The 19124-nt window shown below is 72.0% G+C and carries 14 protein-coding genes; all 14 read left to right on the top strand.

Going from position 1 to position 19124, the window contains the following annotated elements; all coding sequences use genetic code 11:
* The first annotated feature begins 8 nt into the window (after positions 1 to 8).
* The 14 genes from VSR01_RS16305 (at position 9) to VSR01_RS16240 (ending at position 19110) form a co-directional block, all read left to right on the top strand.
* Positions 9 to 449 (top strand): hypothetical protein, encoded by a 441-nt coding sequence (locus tag VSR01_RS16305; protein ID WP_326449933.1) that lies wholly within the window; start codon positions 9 to 11, stop codon positions 447 to 449.
* The gene (locus tag VSR01_RS16300) at positions 430 to 1533 is read left to right on the top strand and encodes a hypothetical protein (protein WP_326449932.1); all 1104 of its coding nucleotides are present in this window, start codon (positions 430 to 432) and stop codon (positions 1531 to 1533) included. Before VSR01_RS16305 ends, VSR01_RS16300 begins: the two co-directional genes overlap by 20 nt.
* A complete protein-coding gene (locus VSR01_RS16295; protein WP_326449931.1) occupies positions 1533 to 2054 on the top strand; it encodes a hypothetical protein in 522 nt (173 codons plus the stop codon). The genes VSR01_RS16300 and VSR01_RS16295 overlap by 1 nt, the downstream gene beginning before the upstream one ends.
* A gap of 109 nt (positions 2055 to 2163) precedes the next feature.
* On the top strand, positions 2164 to 2505 hold the full coding sequence (locus tag VSR01_RS16290) for a DUF1360 domain-containing protein (protein WP_326449930.1): 342 nt from the start codon (positions 2164 to 2166) through the stop codon (positions 2503 to 2505).
* Complete coding sequence (locus VSR01_RS16285; RefSeq protein ID WP_326449929.1) at positions 2502 to 4199, top strand: hypothetical protein; 1698 nt, start codon at positions 2502 to 2504, stop codon at positions 4197 to 4199. Before VSR01_RS16290 ends, VSR01_RS16285 begins: the two co-directional genes overlap by 4 nt.
* Positions 4178 to 6898, top strand: a complete 2721-nt coding sequence (locus VSR01_RS16280) for a phage minor head protein (protein ID WP_326449928.1) — start codon at positions 4178 to 4180, stop codon at positions 6896 to 6898. The genes VSR01_RS16285 and VSR01_RS16280 overlap by 22 nt, the downstream gene beginning before the upstream one ends.
* Complete coding sequence (locus VSR01_RS16275; protein ID WP_326449927.1) at positions 6880 to 7629, top strand: hypothetical protein; 750 nt, start codon at positions 6880 to 6882, stop codon at positions 7627 to 7629. The genes VSR01_RS16280 and VSR01_RS16275 overlap by 19 nt, the downstream gene beginning before the upstream one ends.
* 1 nt (position 7630) lies before the next feature.
* A complete protein-coding gene (locus VSR01_RS16270; protein ID WP_326449926.1) occupies positions 7631 to 7825 on the top strand; it encodes a hypothetical protein in 195 nt (64 codons plus the stop codon).
* 108 nt (positions 7826 to 7933) lie between these two features.
* Positions 7934 to 8527: a helix-turn-helix domain-containing protein gene (locus VSR01_RS16265; protein ID WP_326449925.1), complete on the top strand. Its 594-nt coding sequence runs from the start codon at positions 7934 to 7936 to the stop codon at positions 8525 to 8527.
* A gap of 99 nt (positions 8528 to 8626) precedes the next feature.
* Positions 8627 to 10285 carry a major capsid protein gene (locus tag VSR01_RS16260; RefSeq protein ID WP_326449924.1) on the top strand — a complete coding sequence of 553 codons (1659 nt, stop codon included), beginning with the start codon at positions 8627 to 8629 and terminating at the stop codon, positions 10283 to 10285.
* Positions 10286 to 10358: 73 nt separating this feature from the next.
* Positions 10359 to 11195 carry a cupin gene (locus VSR01_RS16255; RefSeq protein ID WP_326449923.1) on the top strand — a complete coding sequence of 279 codons (837 nt, stop codon included), beginning with the start codon at positions 10359 to 10361 and terminating at the stop codon, positions 11193 to 11195.
* Positions 11192 to 11731, top strand: a complete 540-nt coding sequence (locus VSR01_RS16250; protein ID WP_326449922.1) for a hypothetical protein — start codon at positions 11192 to 11194, stop codon at positions 11729 to 11731. The genes VSR01_RS16255 and VSR01_RS16250 overlap by 4 nt, the downstream gene beginning before the upstream one ends.
* Positions 11732 to 11734: 3 nt before the next feature.
* Positions 11735 to 13357 (top strand): hypothetical protein, encoded by a 1623-nt coding sequence (locus VSR01_RS16245; protein WP_326449921.1) that lies wholly within the window; start codon positions 11735 to 11737, stop codon positions 13355 to 13357.
* A complete protein-coding gene (locus VSR01_RS16240; protein ID WP_326449920.1) occupies positions 13354 to 19110 on the top strand; it encodes a hypothetical protein in 5757 nt (1918 codons plus the stop codon). Before VSR01_RS16245 ends, VSR01_RS16240 begins: the two co-directional genes overlap by 4 nt.
* Positions 19111 to 19124 lie beyond the last annotated feature (14 nt).

The raw sequence follows: 19124 nt of genomic DNA, 5'->3' as shown, positions 1-19124 counted from the left end.
GTCGCCCCATGCCCCCGTCCCAGCGCCAGAAGAAGAACACCGCCGAAGGCCGACGCGAGGCCCTGCAGCTGCACCTGGCCGGCATCGACCTGGCCACCATCGCCAAGCAGCTCCACTACGCCGACGCCAGCGCCGCGAAGAAGGCCATCGACCGGGCCTTCGAGGAGTCCATCGACCGCGCTCACGCCGACATTGACGAGCTGCGCCGCAAGGCCATCGCCCGGTACGACCGGATGCAGTCCGCGTTCTGGGGCAAGGCCGTCAAGGGCGACCCCAAGGCCGCGGACATCGTGCTGCGGATCATGCGGGACCGAGGCAGGATCGAGGGCACCGAAGTGCCGACGCGGATCAACGTCGACGCACAGCGCCTCGGCGAAGAGATCATGGGCATCATCGGCGACCTCGGCGGGGGCGGCAGTGACGGCACCGGTGACAGCGACACCTCCTGACCTGAAGCTGGCACAGCGGCGCGTCGAGGCGTTGGTCCGCGCCGGCGACGTCCGCGCTCTGCGCGAGCTGCGGGACGTCCTGCGCGCCGCCCAGCACCGCCGCAAGGTCACCAACACCGCGGTCCGGTACCTGAACGACCCGGTCGCGTTCTCCCGCGAGGTCATCCGCTGGGGCCCAGACGAGAGCCTGGCGCCCTACCAGGAAGACACCATGGCCGCGCTGCCGGTCAAACGCCGCGTCGCCGTACGCGGCCCCCACGGTCTCGGGAAGTCGGCCACGGCCGCGATCACCGTGCTGTGGTTCGCCACCACCCGCGAAGCCGCCGGGCTGGACTGGAAGGTCATCACGACCGCCTCGGCCTGGCGCCACCTCGCGGTCTACCTGTGGCCCGAGATCCACAAATGGTCGCGCCGCATCCGGTGGGACGTCCTCGGCCGGCCGCCGTTCACCATCCACGAGCTGCTGGCGCTCAACCTCAAGCTGTCCGAAGGCGCCGCCTCCGCCGTCGCGTCGAGCAAGCCGGAGCTGATCGAAGGCGCGCACGCCGACTCGCTGCTGTACCTCATCGACGAAGCCAAGATCGTCCAAGACGGGGTCTGGGACGCGATCGAGGGCGCGTTCTCCGGCGGGCGCACCGAGGGCTACCCCGAAGCGTTCGCCCTGGCGATCTCGACCCCCGGTGCACCGATCGGCCGGTTCTACGACATCCACATGCGCAAGCCGGGCCTTGAGGACTGGTTCGTCCGCCACGTCACCCTCGCCGAAGCCGTCGCCGCCGGGCGGATCTCCCAGGCGTGGGCCGACCAGCGCCGCAAGCAGTGGGGCGCCGACTCCGCCCTGTACGCCAACCGCGTCTTGGGGCAGTTCCACGCCAGCGACGAAGACTCGGTGATCCCGCTGGCGTGGGTCGAGGCCGCGGTCGAGCGGTGGCACGAGTGGGACGCCGCGGGCCTGCCGAGCTGCCCGGCCGCCGCTACCTCGGCGTCGACGTCGCCCGCGCCGGCGGCGACTCCACCGTGTTCGCCTCGCGGGTCGGGAAGGCGTTTACGGGTCTGGAGAGCCACAACCGCGAGGACACGATGATGACGACCGCCCGCGTCCAGGGCGTGGTCGGCGAGTCCGGGGTGATCGTCCCGGTGGTCGACTCGATCGGCGTGGGCGGCGGCGTGGTCGACCGGCTGCGCGAGCTGGCGGTGCCGGTGCTGGCGTACACCGGCGCGGCCAAGACCCGGGCCAGGACCCGCGAGGGCGAGTTCGGGTTCACCAACGTCCGGTCGGCCGCGTACTGGCGGATGCGCGAGCTGCTGGACCCTGCGTACGACAGCGAGGTGATGCTGCCTCCGAACGACCTGTTGATCTCGGACCTGACCGCCCCGACGTGGACCCACACCACGGGCCGCCCGCCGCTGATCCAGTTGGAGAAGAAGGAGGACCTGATCAAACGTCTGGGGCGCTCTCCGGACAACGGGGACGCCGTGGTCATGGCGGCGTGGGCGGAGAACCTGGCGGCGGCCAGCGTCCAATCCCCGGCGTCGCGCAACCGGACCGGGCGGTCGGCGGCGGGGAGCAGGTACGGGCGCACCATCGGCACCGGAGGGACGTGACCAGGCCGCAGATCCTCTCGGTGAAACCCTCCTACACCGGACGATTTCCGGTCTCAGCGTTACGATCAACCCCGAACCAGCAGATTTTCCCGTTCGGGAGGCCGCCCCCGTGCTTTCGCTCCTCGCACTCGTGCTCCTCGCCCTGGCCGCCTACCGCGCCACACAGTTCGCCGTCCACGACGCGCTGCTCGATCCCGGCCGCGACCGCCTCGCCGCCTGGCACGCCGCCCGCCCCACCTCCCGGCCCCGCACCTTCCTGGTCACGCTGCTGTCGTGCCCGTACTGCACCGGGTGGTGGCTGTCCGGCGCGATCCTCGCCACCTACCTGCTCGCCGCCGGCCAATGGGACAGCGCGCCGCTGCTCGTCCACGGCGTCCAGTGGTGGGCCGTCGCCGGAGGCCAAGCCCTGCTCAACCGATGGGACGACACCCGCCCGGACGCGCACGCATGAGCCGCGAACTGGTCGGCGCCGCCGCGAAGTACACCACCCGCACCGCCAAGACCACCGCCCAGAACCCGGCCTACAGCCGCCAGGTCACCGCGTGGAAGTTCTACCGGACGCCCGAGGTCCGCAGCTACGCGAACTGGATCGGCAACGCCATGTCGTCCGCGACGCTGTACGCCGGGCGGCGCCTGGCGGACAACACCATCGAGCGCGCCCCCGACGACCACCCGGCCGCCGCTCACGTCGCCCGGATCGCAGGCGGCCCGGACGGACAGTCACAACACCTGCGCGAGTACGGCCGGCACCTGGCGGTCCCCGGCGAAGGGTGGACCGTGATCCGCCCCCGCCCGGACGGGGGCGAGGACTGGCACATCGTGTCCGTGCTGGAGATGTCCTCCAAGGGCGGCAGCCTGGAAGCCACGATCGACGGCGAGCCCGTCAAGATCCCCGCGAACGACCCGGCGGCCACCCCGGACCCGCTGGCGCCCGTAGCGATCCGCGTATGGGACCCGGCCCCCGACAACCACCTGGAGGCAGACTCCCCGGTTCTGGCGTCGCTGGACGAGCTGGAGGAACTGCGGCTGCTGAGCGCCGCCGTCCGCGCCATCACCAAGTCCCGCCTCACCGGCCGCGGTGTGCTGCTTGTCCCCAAGGGCACCCGCTTCCCCACCAAGCCCGGCGCCGAGGGGGACACGGAAGATGACTTGATCGACGTGTTCATGGAGGTGGCCGAGACCGCGATCCGTGAACCGGACTCGGCGGCGGCCACCGTCCCGATCATTCTGGAGGTGCCGGCCGAGAGCATCGCGGCCATCACGCACCTCACGATGCAAGCCGACTTCGACGAGCTCGCGATCAAGCTGCGGCAAGAGCTGATCACCCGGTTCGCCACGGCCGCCGACATCCCCGCCGAGTTCTTGTTGGGCATGGGCGACGTCAACCACTGGGGCGCGTGGGAGTTGACCGGCGAGGCGATCCGCCTCGGGATCGAACCCAGGCTTGGCGTCGTCACCCACGCCTACACCACCAAGTGGCTTCAGCCGCTGCTGGAGGCCGACAGGGTCCCGAACGCCACCGAGTGGATGGTGTGCGGTGACACCTCCCTGCTGCGGGTGCGCACCAACCAGCCACAAACCGCGATCGCCGTCCACGCAGTCGGCGCGATCTCCGACGCCGCGCTGCGCCGCGAGACGGGCTTTGACGAGGGAGACGCACCCGACGCCGCCGAGATCGCACGGCGCACCGCCAACAACCCGCAGCGGGAGGACACCGTGCCCATCACCCCGAACCTGCCCGCCGACGAGACCACCATCCCGCCCGACCTGCCCGCCTCGGTGACCCCGGACGAACGCCTCCTCGCCGCCGCGGACGGCCTGATCTGGCACGCCTTGTCCCGCGCCGGCGAGAAGCTGCGCCGCACCCCGGCCTGTCCCCGCCCCCGCCGCGCCGAAGCCAACCAGGTGTCCGCCGCCGCCCTGCACACCCTGCTGCCCGTCACCCGCGACCAGGTCACCGAATGGGGCCTGTTGGACGGCGCACTGGACCGCGCCCCCGAGATCGCCACCCGCTACGGGGCCGACGCCGACTGCCTCCGCGCGTCGCTGGAGATGTACCTGCGCGAGCTGCTGGCCGCCGGCGTCGAGTACGAGTACGGGCACGTCCCGGCCGCGATCGGCCCGTGCCTGTTGGCGGCAGCGTGACGTCCCCCGCCGGGGGTCCGCCGCCCGGCCGCGACACCTTGGAGACCGACCTCGCCCGGTTGGTCCGCGAGGTCCTGGCCGACGTCGCCGCCGAGTTCGCCCGCCAAGTCCGCGCCGCCGACACCCTCACCGCCTCCGGCCGATTCAGCGTCGGCGCCATCGCCGCCATCTGGAACGCCCGCACCGCCCGCCTGGTGCGCCCGCTGCTGTCCGGGATGGAATCGGCCGCCCGCGCCCTGGCAACCGGCCTAGGGGTCGCTGTGCCGCCCGGGTGGGACGACCTGCCGGGACGGGACAACAACGACCCCGACACCCTGCCGTCCGGCGTCCGCGACCTCGTCCACACCTCCACCGACCGGCTCGCGGACATCGGGACGCGCCTCCAGGACGCGGCACGGACCGCGCTCGAGGCGGGCCTCGCCGCCGGGGACGACCGCGACCAGCTGGCCGAGCGCGTCGTGACCGCGCTCACCCGCGACGGCGGCCCCCTCGACCCCGGCCGTGCCGACCGGATCGCCCGCACCGAAGCGTCCGCGGCGTGGTGCGGGGCGCAGCTGGCCGCCGCACGCGACATGCCCGAGGAAGACCGGCCGGTGGTCAAGCAGTGGCGGGCGCACCCCGACGACCGCACCCGGGCCGCTCACGCGCACGTCAACGGGCAGATCCAACTGCTGGCCGACCCGTTCACCGTCGCCGGCGTCGACATGGACGCGCCCGGCGACCCCACGGCCCCGCCCGAGCTCGTCGTGAACTGCCGGTGCTGGCCCGAGTTCGGCTACGCCCGCAAGGACCTTGAAGACCAAGGCGGAACCGCCCTGTCGGCCGCACAAAATGAGGTGACTCTCGTGGACGAACTTAACGAACTACGGGCCGCCGGACGGATCACCGCCGCCGACGACTCTCACCTGCAAGGCGGCATGATCGCGCTCATGCCCACCGCCGAGGACGCCCAGCGCCTCGCGGTCGACGGCGGCGAGACCCCCGAAGACCTGCACCTGACGCTGATGTTCCTCGGCGACGACGGCGCGGCCTACACCGCCGAACAGCGCGCCAGCATCATCGCCAACCTGGCGCACTACGGCCGCCACGTCCTCACCGGCCCGTTCGTCGCCAAGGCCTTCGGCGCCGCCCACTGGAACCCCGACAGCGCCAAGCCCGCATGGGTGTGGTCGGTCGGTGACCTGCCCGCCGACGAACGCCCCGACGACGGATACCCGACACTCCAGCAGTTCCACACCGTCGCCGCAGACTCCGTCGCCGGATCGAACGTCGACCCCGACATGGTGCCCACCCAGCACAGCCCGTGGGCGTCCCACATCTGCGCGGCCTACAGCGACGACCCGGGACTGTTGCCCGCGCTGGCCGACCGCGTCGGCCCAGTCACCTTCGACCGGCTGCGCGTCGTGTTCGGAGGCGACGCCACCGACATTCACCTCGGCCCCCTCACGGCCGCCGGTGGCGTGATGCCCGAAGAGGAGTGGAACCCCGTCCGCACCTGGGCCACCCCCGACGACACCGCCATCGCCTTCGAGAACCAAGAAACGGGCGACGGGCGAATCTTCAGCCCCGGGTCGTTGTACTGGGAGGGCGGGCCGTGGCCCCTCCAGTACGCCGACGAGATGCTGGCCGGCCACGAAGGCGCCGAGCTGGCCGGCGCGATCCGCACCATGGGCCGCGACGGCGACCGCATCACCGCGACCGGCGACCTGTACCTCAACCGGTGGGCCGGCGCGGACGCCGTGATGCTGCTGGAGCAGGAGGCACCGCTCGGGATCTCCGTCGACCTGGACGACGTCGACGTGGAATTCGTGGACCGCCGCCCCGCCGAAGACGAGGAAGCCGGGTACACCGAAGTCGTGCTCGCCGCGTCGCTGGCTCACGCCAGCCTGCTGCAGCTCCCTGACGGGGCGTGGATGATCCGCGCCGACAAGGCCACCGATTGGACCGCCAGCGGGAACACCCTGCTGCGCACGACCGGCACCGTCGAATGGACCACCACCGCGAACGGCCAGGTGTCCGCCGACGTCGTACGCGCCGCCCTGACGGCCTCGGGCATCACCGCCGCCGCAGGGGACCCCGACGACCCCGAGCGCGGCGAGGTCGTGCACTCGGAGTCCGCAGGCGATGTCCTGATGCGGATCACCCGCGGCCGGGTCCGCGGCGCAACGCTGGTCGCCATGCCCGCCTATGACCGGGCGCGGATCGTGCTGGACGCCCCCGACCAAACCGCGTCGTGCCCACAGCCGACGGTCCTCGCCACCTCGGACGTCGCTGCCCAGGTCATCACCTACGTGGCGTCGTCCCCGACCGCCGTCACCGCGCGGCACGTCGCCGAAGCACTGGGGATCAGCATCGAGCAGGCCCGCGGGCACCTCCAGCGCGCGACCGCCGCCGGACACCTGGTGCGCCTGTCCCGTGGCCTGTATGTCGGCGCCTCGACCATCCCCGAAGGCCCCGACACCACGGCGTCCGGTGGCGACAGCCAGGGCGAGGCGGGGGACGCCGAGATGCGCGAGCTGGAGGCGTCCGCGTGGTCCGCGATGCGCGACACCGAGCCGATGCCCGCGGCGTGGTTCCGCGAGCCCACCCCGGACGAACTCCCCCGGGATCGGGCGGGGTGCACCACAAGGACGGCCGGATCTTCGGGTGGGTCGCCCAGGCCGGCGAGCCTCACGCCGGGATGCCCGGCCGGAACCTGACGATCGAGTCGCTCGGCACCATCGACCTGACGCACTTCCTGCGCGCCAAGTTCCGGCTGGACGACGGCTCGACCATCCGCGCCGGCGCCATGACCATGAACGTCGGCCATCACCGCGACGGCGCCGAGTGCGAAACGTCGGTCTGTCAGTTCGATGACACCCGCACCGTCGCGGGAATCGTCACGGTCGGCATGAGCGAAGGCGGCATGTGGTTCTCCGGGGCCGCCGCACCCTGGCTCAGCGCGTGGGATCGCACCGTGTTCCAGGCGTGCCAGCCCAGCTACCACATGCGGCAAGGCGCGGGCGGACGGTGGCAACTGCGGGCGGTGCTGTCCGTCCCTGTCCCCGGACACAGCTCGCCGCTGCTCGCCTCGGCCGTCGCCGAACGCGCCAACCTCGCGCTCGCCGCGTCCGCTGCACAGGCCATCACCAGCCAGGACACCCCGCCCGGACAACCGGACACAGCCGTGTCCGCCCCCGAGGACAACCCGCCCGGATACCCGGACAACGCGTCCGGCCGGGGCGACCTGGCGCCCGGCGACCGCCCGGCCGTCGCCGCCGCCGCTCTGGCCGACCCCCACCTGCTCGACGCCCTGGCCGACGCCCTCGAACAGCGCATGAGCGACCGCGCCTCTGCCCGAGCCGAGATCGAACGGCTCTCCCACCAGCTCGCCCCCGCGCGAGCCGAACTCGCCGCCAGCTTGGCGGCAACAGTCAACGGAGGTCACTGACATGGGATGCAACTGCGGCAACAAGAACCGCAAGATGTACGAGGTCGTCAACGCCGCCGGCAAGGTGGTGTACACCAGCGCGTCGAAGCCGAGCGCGGACGGCGTGGCCCGGCGGTACGAAGGCGGCACCGTCCGGGAGAAGGGCGCGGCCACCTCCACTGCGAAGACCGACGAGCCGACCACCACCCCGGCCTGACCCGCCCGGCCTGCCCTGTGACCTGCACAAACGGGTAGAATCGGGCAAACGAATCCCCCGCGTCGGCGGCTACCGGCGCGGGGGAAAGCCGACTGATTGGGAGTCGACATGAGCAAGCGTACGTGCGCCTTGGCGGAGACGGACGGCCCGTGCAAACCGGCCCGGATGCGCGGCTGGTGCCAGAAGCACTACGCCCGGTTCCTGCGCCACGGTGACCCGCTCACGACCGCGACGCGCGGCAAGGGCGAACTGATCGCGGAACTCCGGGCCGCCGGGGCGGCAACGACCAACGAGTGCATCATCCTCGCCACGCGAGGGAGTACCCGCCCCGTCGCCAAGCTGGACGGCACGCTGATGCTGGCCTCGCGCGCCGTGTGGATTCTCGCCAACGGCGACCCGGGCGAGGCGCACGTGTTGCACACCTGCCACCGGGGCGAGGAGGGGTGCATCAACCTCCGGCACCTCTACCTCGGCGACAACGGCCGGAACATCGCCGACATGGTCACGGCGGGGCGGAGCACTCGCGGCGAGCGCAGCGGAATGCACAAGCTGAAGGAGCCGGAGGTGCAGGAGATCCGGCGGCTGCTGAGGGACCAGGTCCCGCGCGAGGTGATCGCGCGCCGGTTCGGCGTGAGCGGGTCAACGGTCTACCAGATCAGCGCTGGTAAAACGTGGGGCTGGTTGACCGACGACCGGCATTAGTTTCAACGGCTGACGCGGTGCCGCCTGGTTATGCTAGGCGGCATAGCGCTGCTGGTTTTGGGCCGAGCTCTCCTAGAACGACTCAGGAGACACGGCCCTATGGCTGAAGAGTTCGAGATCCCGGAGGATCTCACCGCGCTTACGGACGACGACCTCGCGGAAGCCCTCGACGGGGCCGTGGCCGCATTCGACGCCCGGTCGACGTCGTCCGTCGTCACCGGCGACGACATGACCCGCCTGCGGGCGCTGGCCGCCGCGGTCGAGCAGATCCGCACCGAGCAGAACGCGCGCCAGGAGGCAGCCCAGCAGGCCGCTTCCGAGATCGACGCCCTGGCCGCCCAGGTCCGCGGCGGCGAGGCGACCACCGAGACGGACGACCCGGACCCGGCAGCGGCGGACACCGACCCGGCCGGCACGCCGCCCGCCGACCCGGCCCCGCCGGCGGACCCGGCCCCGCCAGCCGCGCCGGACGCCACCGCCTCGCTCGCGCGCCGCCCGGCCCTGGACCTGTCCGGCGTCCGCCGCCGCCAGCCCCGCGTCCTGCCCGAGCCCCCGGCCCCGGGCACGGTCATCACCGCCGCGGTCGACGTGCCCGGCTACGCCCCCGGTGCCTCGCTCGCCTTCGAGGACATCACCGCGGGCATCATCAGCCGCGCCAACAGCCTCAAGACAGCCGGCGGCGGCACCGGGTTGGTGATCAGCTACAAGCACCCGTTCGACCGGGCGCTGATCGTCACCGACTCCTCCAGTGCCCCCGAGGGCACCACCGTGGCGCTCCACGCCGCGAACCAGCGCCGTCTGCCCAAGGGCGACCTCGCGGCCAGTGGTGGCTGGTGCGCGCCGTCCGAAACCGTGTACGACCTGGTCGACGTGGCGTGCCCGGATCTGCTGTGGGACGCCCCCGAGATCCAGCTCGCCCGCGGCGGCCTGCGGTACTTCAAGACGCCGTCGCTGGACGTCGGCGCGCTGACGTGGGTCCACACCGAAGCGGACGACATCAACGGGGCGACCAAGCCGTGTTACAAGATCCCGTGCCCCGACCCGACCGAGGTCCGGTGTGACGCGCACGGAGTCTGTCTCGAAGCGGGCATCCTCACACAGAGGTTCTTCCCGGAGCTCGTGTCGTGGTACTTGCGGAACACGATGGTCGCGCACGAGATCCGCATCAAGCAGGAGCTGTTCGCCCAGGCTGTCGCCAGCGCGACGCCGGTCACGATGGGCCCGACGTTCGCCGCGCTGTCCGCGGTGTTCGGCGCGGTCGCCTTGCAGAGCGCCGACATGATCGAGCGGCACTCGCTGTGTGACGGCACCAGCCTGGAAGTGGTCTTCCCGTGGTGGGCGAAGAACTTCTTCCTGGCCGACCTGGCTCGCCGCAACGGCGTGTCCCAGGACGAGGTGTCCACCGCCGACATCATCAGCCTGTTCGCCCAGATCGGCGTCATGCCCCAGTGGGCGCGCGGACTCGGCCCGGCCGTCCCGACCGACATCGGCGGCACCAACCCCGCCACGACGTGGCCCGACACCCTCCAGTTCCTCATCTACCCGGCCGGTCAGCTCCAGATCGGCCGCGGCGAAGAGGTCAACCTCGGCGCGATCCACGACAGCACGAAGTTCCAGACAAATGATTACACAGCGTTGTTCTCAGAGGAATGCATCGCCCTCGTGGACCGCAGTGTCGACACCCGCATCGTGACCGTCCCCGTCTGCGCGAGCGGCGAGACCGGCGCCCAGACCCTCCCGGCCTGCCCGGTCGCCTGACCCCTCGACGGCGGGCCCGGTCTCTTGAGGGGGAGCCGGGCCCGCCCCCTGCTCATGGACGGAGGTGGGCACGATGGCGCCCGCTGGATTGCGCAAGCCGGTCGCTGCCATCCCGGGCGAGCCGCTGCCGCACGGCCTCCTCGGCGGATGCGCCACGATCGAGGACGTCACCGACACACACGAGATGCTCGGCGTCGAATGGCTCGCGCTCGGGTGCTGCCCGGTACAGGACTGGGTCGACCCGTGCACCACCGACAGTGACGAGTCACCGGGCGCGCCGGCGGTCAAGGAGTTCTGCCGCCCCCACGTCGAGCACGCCGTGCCGCACACCATCTACGCCGGCACCGAGTGCTCGGCCATGGGCTGGTCGTACGAAGAGGCGCGCCAGCACGTGCTGGCGTCGCTGGAGCTGGGCGAACAGCAGGCCGTCGAGGCGGCGTTCTGGCGCGACACCCTCGCCCCGAACGCGATCGATCTGACGCCCGCGGACGGCCCGGTCAACGTCGCGTCCGGTATCGCGGCGTTGGAGGGCTGTCTGGCCGAAACGTACGGAGGCGTCGGCACCCTGCACGTCCCCGCCGGCCTGGCCGCCGTCCTCGGCTGCTGCAACATCCTGCGCGAGACCCCGGCGGGCGGGCTGCGGACCCTCGCCGGGAACTGCGCGGTGATCGGGGCCGGGTACTCCGCGATGAACTCCGGCCCGGACGGGATGCCTGCCGCGCCCGGTTCGGCGTGGGTCTACATCTCCGGCCCGGTCGAGATCCGCCGCAGCCCCGTCGACGTCGTCCCCGACGTCCGGGGACCCGCCATCAATATCCGCAACAACGATCTGCGGGTCCTCGCCGAGCGGACGTACGTCGTCGGCACCACCTGCACCGTCTGCGCAATCCAAGTCCAGGTGTGCCCATGAACGAGTTCATCCGCGTCGAGCCCACGCCGAGTCAGCGCCGCGCCTTCGCCGGTTGGGCCGTCGCCCAACGCCCGAAGATCCGCACCCTGTCGCCGACCGAGTTCGCCGTCCCTCCGCACCTGTTCACCGACGTGCCCGAACAGGTCCTGATCGGCGCCCTGGTCGACGGGCACCGGTACGTCTCGCCGGTCGAAGACGCCGCCCACGGCCGCCCCGGGCCGGGCGCGCCGGATCTGTTGGGCGTCGCCACCCCGGCCGGACTCACCCCGGCCCCAGGAAGCCCGGAGGCGGACGCTCCGGCGATGGTGTCCGCGACGTCGCCCGCGACGGTCCAGGCGGCGATGACCGCCGCCCTGGTGGCGACAGACGTCGCCACGGCCAACGCCGCCCACAACGACGGGCCGGTGCCGGTTGGCGACGACGGGCCGCGCGACGACGCACCCGAGGGCGTCTTCCCCTGTCCCGAGTGCACCCGGGAGTTCACCACCGAGCGCGGCCGGGACACCCACCGCCGCCAGGCCCACCGGGAGGAATGACCCGTGCCCGTCGAGCCTTTGCCCTGCGGCCCGGACGGCGGCACCGGCACTCCCGGTGACTGCGCCTGCGCCCCGTCCATCACGTCGACGCCGCTGTGCCGGGCGGACGGCAGCACGGTCCTGGTCGTCGTACGGTCCCCGTGCGGCACGTGCGGGACCGCCCCCGCCGATCCGGTCCAAGTCGGGTGGATCGACCCCACCACGGGCGTCTACACCCCGGGGGCGCCGCCGGCCGACGCCGCCCCGTGCGAGACGGCGACGCCGCCGTGCGCCGCGACGACCTGTCGCCAGCGGTGCGACGACACCACCGGCGACGGCACCGCGGATACGACGTACACCGAGCTGTGGTGTCTCGCCCCGGACGGCACCGCCACGCTGCTGCTGACCTACCAGGACGACCCGTCCACGCCGTACGTGCCCGTGTCGCCGGTGGAGTGCACCTACGGGTGCCCGGACGACGAGACGGTGATGCTGTGCGACTCCTCGGGCCCGTTCCTGCGCAGGTACTCCTTCCTCGCCGGGACCGCGACGTACGTGGACGTGGCGTTGGACGGCCAGACGCCGCACGTCGTGTCCGGGACGGTCGGCACCTGCCCGACCTGCGACCCGACGCCGCCTCTCGCCCTGGTCGGGTTGTGCCTCGCGGGCGGCGCGCCGATCGCCGTCGTCGTCTCCCGGCAGTGCGACGGCACTACGACCCGTGACGGCTGGCTCGACCTCGCCACCGGCATCTATTCCACCGGGGCGCCCCCGGCCGGCACCGGGGCGTGCTCCCCGCCCGGCGCCTTCGAGCTCGCGGGCATCTTGTGCGACACCGACCCCGCGACCGGCAACGTCCTCGGCCTCGCCCTCGTCCAGTACGCCTACAGCGCGGACGGCACCCTCGCCAGCGTCAGCCTGATCAACCCGGGCGACGGCACGACGTACCATCTGCAAGGCGAGCTGCGGACCTGCCCGACCGGCCAGGCCGTACCTGACGCCGATCTGGTCGTGCTATGCGATGTCTTGCCGGACGGCACGGTCAACCAGTTCGTCCGCGACTTCCGGCGCGACGAGAACACGCTGATCGTCGGCCACACCGACTACCTGCTGGACGGCGCCGGCTACCACCCGACCGGCACCGTGCGGCTGTGCCCGGCCGAACCCGACTGCCCGGCCCAGACCGTCGAGGTCGTGTGCAAGTGCGACGACACCGACGCTGACGGCAGCCCCGAGACGCCGTACGTCGAGCTGGTCGGGGTGAGCTGTGACGGCACCCTCACCGCGCTCGGCACGTACCTGCCGGACTTCTCCGCCCCGTACGTACCCGTGTCGCCACTGCCGTGCGACGCGGGCGAGGACTTGGGGGCGCCCGCGGTGTTCGGCGTCCAGGCCGGCCGCGTCGTCCTCGCCCCCGGCCAGTCGTGGGACGGCGCGACCGTGCCGACGCTCCAGGCGGTCACAGTGGCCGCCTCCGGGGGCAGCGGAACGATCACCACACAGGACGGCCCCAGCCCGCTGACGGATGGCCAGACGGCCGCCTGGACGGTCGCCCGCGACGTCCACGCCCGCCTGACCGGCCCGCTGGTCATCACCGCCGTCGACGGCACCGTGACCGTCACGTACACCAAGGAGATCACGCTGTGAGCGGATGCGGATGCGGTAGCCCGGTGGTGCTCAGCGCACCCGCCGCGGCGCGTATGGACGTTGAGGGGTCGCTGCTGTGCGACGTGCTGGCGGACGGCACAGTCGCCGCACAGGCCCTCGTGGAGGCCGTCTACGACACCAGCACCGGGCTACGGGTCGGTACTCGCACCGTGAACCCGGTCACCGGCGCGGACTACCTCGTGCAGGGCACGCTCCAGCCGTGCCCGCCGCCGGAGCAGTGCTCCTGCGAGACCGTCCTGCTGTGTGACCAGCCGCTGGGTGGCGATGAGGTCATTCAGGGCCTGGATGTTTCGGGCGGCACGCTCGCCAATGGTGTGGCCTGGCAGGTGACCGGCAGCCAGAACGCTCCGGACGTGTCCGACCGCGCGACCGAAGACGGGGCCTGGTGGAGGACGGCCATCTTCCCGAACCAGCCGGTGGGGCCGACCACGTGGACGTTCAACCGGCCAGCTGCGGTCGAGTTCTCCGTGTTCCTGATGTGGACCGCGTACGAGGACACCGTGGGCGGTAACCGTGCGCAGCTTCCGCCGGGGGCCGAACCCATCAGCCTGCCTCCGGGCTACTCCTACGATCCGGCCACGAGCATCGTGTCGGTCGATGACACGCGTGCCGGGGACTGTGCCGGTCTGACGAATCCGACAGAGGGCGTATCGGCGCGGTTCCGTCTGGCGGGACCCGTGGAATCGTTCACCCTGCTGTACCTCGGTGAGCGGTCGACTGCGTCCCCCTGCGCGGAGTTCGGAACCTGGTTCTTCGGTGCCGTTCACGTCCACCCCGTTCCGGTGCCTTTTCTGCGCCACATCTGCCGCACCTGCACCGGCACCGCCACGGTCACGGACACCACCCTGGACGGCGTCACCACCTACGACACGTCGACCGGCACCGTGGGCGTGTGCGGCCCCACCAGCGGCGAGACGGCGAGCGGCCGTCAGATCGTGGAGCGCTGCGCCTGCGACGACGTCAACGGCGACGGCAGCGTGATCGTCCGGTACGTCGAGCTGTGGTCCGTCAACACGGGCAATCCGGATGATGAGCCGCTGCTCCTCGGCACCTGGCAGGACGGCGACTTCACCATGCCGTACGAGCCGGTCAACCCGGTCGACTGCCCGGCCGGGGCGCCCGAGGAGGTCGCCGCGCCGATCGTCCTCGGCCATGTCTGCTACGACGACGGCACCGGCACGGTGCGCACGGCGGCCGTGGTGCGCTGCGCGGGCTGCGACGACACGACGGTCCGGTACGTGGACATCGAAACCGGCGCCGAGGTGACCGCGCCCGCGGTCGTGCCGTGCCCCGGCGCGACCAGCGGACCAGCCCCGGTCTGCTACACCGCGCCCTCCACGCCACCGGTCACCTGCGGCACCGTAACGGTGACGGACCTGACGGGCGGAGCCATCACGGGCGCCGCGGTGGCGGACAACCCGCAGAACTGGCCCATCAGCCAGTCCGGCCTGGCCTCCACCTGGGACGGCGACACCGGTGAGGCCGGCGGCCCGGCGACCAGCGTGGGCGTCGTCAACTGCAACGACTTCCAGGGCGACACCGGCGTGGTCCTCGATTACACGATCACGCCTCCCGCGAGCAACGTGACGGGGGTGAACCTATGGAACGCGTTCGGCGGGTCCATCGGCGACCGTGACGGGATCGGCTCGTCGACGCTGACGCTCCTCGACGCGGACGGGAACACGCTGTTCACCGGGCCGTTGAACGCCTGCCGCCCGGCACCGGGCGACTACGCCACGCCGTGCCTGACGGATCTCGGCAGCCCGGTCGACGGCGTCGCCACGATGCGCCTGTCGAACATCGCGAAGGTCCCCACGTCCGAGGGCACAGTAGGCCCCGACATCGGATGGCGTGAGATCGGCCTGGTCACCACCGGCTACGAAGCACTGCTGACGCTGGACTGCGGCGGCCAGCAGGTCACCGCCACCGTGGAGGGCGCGGCGGCCGGGCTGACCTACGCGGGCGGCCAGCTCACCCAGACCGCCGGCCCTCACACCCTCACCTGGCACGCCACGGCCGGATTCGCCGGGACGATCGTCACGGACACCCCTGGCGCCTTCGACCGGCTCGACTTCACGGACGGCACGGCCGTCACCATGTCCGGTGACAGCACGGTGAGCTTCGCCGTCCAGGTGAGCCCTGCGGCCACCGCAGACGGCCCGCTGGTCGGGTTCGTCACGCTGGACCCGGTGACCGGGATGCCGACAGTCCGCGACGCGAACACCGGGCAGGTCGTCGCTGACGCGTTGATCGTCCCGTGCCCGGGTGACGCGGACTGCGCCTCACCCACCACCCCGGTCACCTCGGTCGGTCTGTGCCTGGCGGACGGCACGCCGATCGCCGTCACGATCACCCGCGACTGCACGGGCGCCACCGTCTCCGAGGGGTGGCTGAACCTCGCCACCGGGGCGTTCACGGCCGGCGCAGTCCCGGTCGGCACGGTCGCCTGCGGCGACTCCCGCTCGATCCAGGTGTCCGGCACGTTCTGCGCCGTCGACGCGGCCGGTGATGTCGTCGCCCTGGTGCTCGTGGAGTACACCTACGACGACACCGGCGCCATCGCGGACGTGCGCCTGGTCGACGCCGTCACCGGCGCCACCTACATGCCTCCGGCCGGGGTCACCGTCACCACGTGCCCGACCGGCACCGTCCAGCCCGAGCAGGACGCCGTGGTCCTGTGCCACACCGCCACGGACGGCACGGTCACCCAGTTCGTCCGCGACTACCGCCGGGACGAGACCGGCACCATCACCGCGCACTCGGACTACCTGCTCGACGGCACCCCCTACACCCCGGACCCGACCGGCACCGTCGGCGTCTGCCAGACCGCCGACTGCGAGACGCAGCAGCTCTGCGACGTCGAGCAGGACGTGCCGGCTGTGCTCCCCTCGTTCGGCGTGCCTACGGAGGCGTGGCAGGACCTCACCAACGGCGTTCGGTGGATGCGCCGAGGTGCCGATGGGGCCGCCCCGGGCGGCTGGTACGGCGCCGACAACGCCACCACGCCCGAGCGGTTCGACTTTGACCGGCCGGTATCCATCACCTACAGCGTGCGGTTCTCCGGGCCGACCGCCGCGCCCCTACGCATCCCGGCGGGCTGGTACCTGGACGGCCTCAACACTGTCCAGCACGCGTGGGACGCGGCCACCCGCACGATCTCCCCGACCGCCTCGGCGACGCAGGCCGGGCAGTCAACGTTCCGTATCGAGGCACAGACCGCGCAGACCATGACCGCGCCGGTCGTAGTCGGCACGCAGCCGTCCGGGCAGAGCAGCCAGTACGGGCAGATCACCGTCACCGCAGACCGCATCACCCCGTTCCTGCGCACCTTGTGCCGGGACGCCACCGGCACGCTGGTCAGGACCGACACCACCCTGGACGGCGTCACCCTCTACGACGTGAACGGCACGGAGGGAAGCTGCCCCGAGCCCCCGGCCCTGGCGGCGCCCGAGTGTCTGGACTGCGAGACGCTGCTCCTGTGCGACGTGCCCACTGCGGCGCCCGTGCGGATCACCGGGACGGCCGCCTCGGGCACCCTGTCCAACGGCGTGAGCTGGACGTCCACGAGCCCCACCAACGCCACGTATTCGCCACAGAGGACCAACGCGGACGGCTCCTGGTGGGGCATGCCCTCCTTCCCCCTCGCCGTGACCACGCCGACGAAGTGGACGTTCTCCCGGCCCTCGTTCGTGGAGTTCTCCGTCTACGTCGCGTACAACGCGACGCAACCGGCACTCAACACCGCGCAGCTCCCCGCCGGCCTGGAGCCGGTCTCGCTGCCGACCGGGTACGCCTACGACCCGGCAACCGGCGTGCTCACCCGCACGTCCGACGGCGACCCGGCCGACCCGTGCTCCTACACAACGGACCCGCAGGTGATCGGCAGCGCCCGCTTCCGCACCACCAGCGCCGTCACCACCTTCACCACGGCGCCCGCGCCGAACAGCCGCGTCGCCCGGTGCGGGATCTTCTTCACCTACTGGGCGGGCGCGGTGTCGGTCGTGCCCGGCGGCCCGTTCCTGCGGCACATCTGCCGCTCCTGCGACGGCACGCCCACCGTGACGAACACCCTCCTGGACGGCGTCACCCCCTACCTCCCGGCCGGGACCGTCGACCAGTGCCAGCCCGTGGACCCGCCGCAGGAGCCGGCCTGCTGCCCGACCTCCGAGGCGGTGAGCCTGTGCCACACCGCCGTGGACGGCACGGTCACGGAGTTCGTACGGGACTACCGCCGCGACGCCACCGGCGTCATCACCGGGTACAGCGACTACACGCTCGACGGTGCCGACTACGTCCCGGACCCGGCCGGCACCGTGGGCCAGTGCCGCCCCGTGGACTGCACGAGCACCCCCCTGTGCGTACGCCCCTCCGGGGTCGTGGAGTTCATCAGCAACGCGGACAACCGCACGGACGGCACGGTCGATCAGGTGTGGAAGTGGTCCTCCGGCGGCCTCGCCGGCCCCTGGTTCGACATGTACCAGGTCGGCGTCTACCCGGGGTGGACCGTGGCCGACCCGGGGACGTCGGGCGGTACGGCGCACTGGGTGGCGCCGCACCCTGACCGCGGAGTCGCCAACACCGGCCTGCCCGGCGAGGGACCGACCATCGCCGCGGCGAACGCGGACTGGTACGCGCGGGCCTCCTTCGAGCTGCCGTCGTTCGCGGACCCCGCCACCATCAAGATCAGCTCCACCGTCCTCAACGCCGACCAGGTCGCCGTGGAATGGCGGCTCAACAACGGCGACTGGCAGGCCGTCAACCGCAACCACGCCCAGGCGCCCTATACCTTCGGCCCGGCCGCCGTGCCCGGGGCGCAGGCGGGCACGAACACCCTGTACGTCCACGTCCGTGAAACGGTGTTCGGCAGCGGCGCCGCGGGCGTGATGATGCACCTGGTGGCGACGTATGACGTCGACGCGACCGCCTATGAGCAGTGGCTCCGCACCACCTGCACGGACGGCACGGTCACCTACCTCGACGGAGACGGCAACCCCCAGACGGGCATCCCGGCGACCTCCACCATCGTTCCGTGCCCCGGCGGCACCGGCGGCGACGCAGGGTTCGACGTCGAGACCTGGCCCCTGTGCATCCTCGACAGCACCGGCGCGGTCGCGCAGCACGTGCGCGCCGAGCAGGTCTACGACACGGCGGGAGTCGCGACCGGGGCGCCGCGCCTGGTCGACGCGGTCACCGGAGACCCGGCCACCATCCCGGCCGGGGGCAGCGTCACCGTCTGCCCCAGTAACGCGGCGTCCAGCGGCCGGCAACTCGTGGAGCGGTGCGGCTGCTCCGACGAGGACGACGACGGCACCGCCGAGACCCGGTACGTCGAGCTGTGGTCCGTCGACACCACCGACCCCGACGACGCGCCGCTGCTCCTCGGCACATGGCAGGACGGCGACTTCGACCAGCCGATCACCCCGGCCGCGCCGATGGACTGCCCCGGCGACTCCTCCGGGCCCGGGGCCACCAAGACCCTGACGGGCGCCCGCTCGGTCACGGGCACGGCCCCGCAGGACCTTGTCGCCGAGTTCCCCGGCCTCCAGTCCGTGACCCTGATCGTCCACAGCGGCACCGCACTCGCCACGCTCAGCTCCGGGACCGATGTGCCGTTCCCGGCCGGGGTCTCCGGAACATGGTCCACCGGCGGTGACGGCCTGATGGACGCGGCCGCGTTCGAGGGCGCCGACGCCGGCACCTCTTACCTGCTGCTGTGGACCTACACGGCATAACCACCCTCCACCGG

Origin of the sequence: Actinacidiphila sp. DG2A-62, from assembly GCF_035825295.1 — a bacterium.
Taxonomy (GTDB): Bacteria; Actinomycetota; Actinomycetes; order Streptomycetales; family Streptomycetaceae; genus Actinacidiphila.
The sequence above is the reverse complement of the archived record's forward strand: the minus strand, read 5'-3'. Positions and strand labels throughout refer to the sequence as shown.

What these genes read in the sequence shown, in the direction of transcription:
- VSR01_RS16305 (WP_326449933.1), top strand. Translation starts at nt 9, where the DNA reads ATGCCCCCGTCCCAGCGCCAGAAGAAGAACACCGCCGAAGGCCGACGC.
- VSR01_RS16295 (WP_326449931.1), top strand. Translation starts at nt 1,533, where the DNA reads ATGACGACCGCCCGCGTCCAGGGCGTGGTCGGCGAGTCCGGGGTGATC.
- VSR01_RS16285 (WP_326449929.1), top strand. Translation starts at nt 2,502, where the DNA reads ATGAGCCGCGAACTGGTCGGCGCCGCCGCGAAGTACACCACCCGCACC.
- VSR01_RS16275 (WP_326449927.1), top strand. Translation starts at nt 6,880, where the DNA reads ATGCCCGGCCGGAACCTGACGATCGAGTCGCTCGGCACCATCGACCTG.
- VSR01_RS16270 (WP_326449926.1), top strand. Translation starts at nt 7,631, where the DNA reads ATGGGATGCAACTGCGGCAACAAGAACCGCAAGATGTACGAGGTCGTC.
- VSR01_RS16265 (WP_326449925.1), top strand. Translation starts at nt 7,934, where the DNA reads ATGAGCAAGCGTACGTGCGCCTTGGCGGAGACGGACGGCCCGTGCAAA.
- VSR01_RS16260 (WP_326449924.1), top strand. Translation starts at nt 8,627, where the DNA reads ATGGCTGAAGAGTTCGAGATCCCGGAGGATCTCACCGCGCTTACGGAC.
- VSR01_RS16255 (WP_326449923.1), top strand. Translation starts at nt 10,359, where the DNA reads ATGGCGCCCGCTGGATTGCGCAAGCCGGTCGCTGCCATCCCGGGCGAG.
- VSR01_RS16250 (WP_326449922.1), top strand. Translation starts at nt 11,192, where the DNA reads ATGAACGAGTTCATCCGCGTCGAGCCCACGCCGAGTCAGCGCCGCGCC.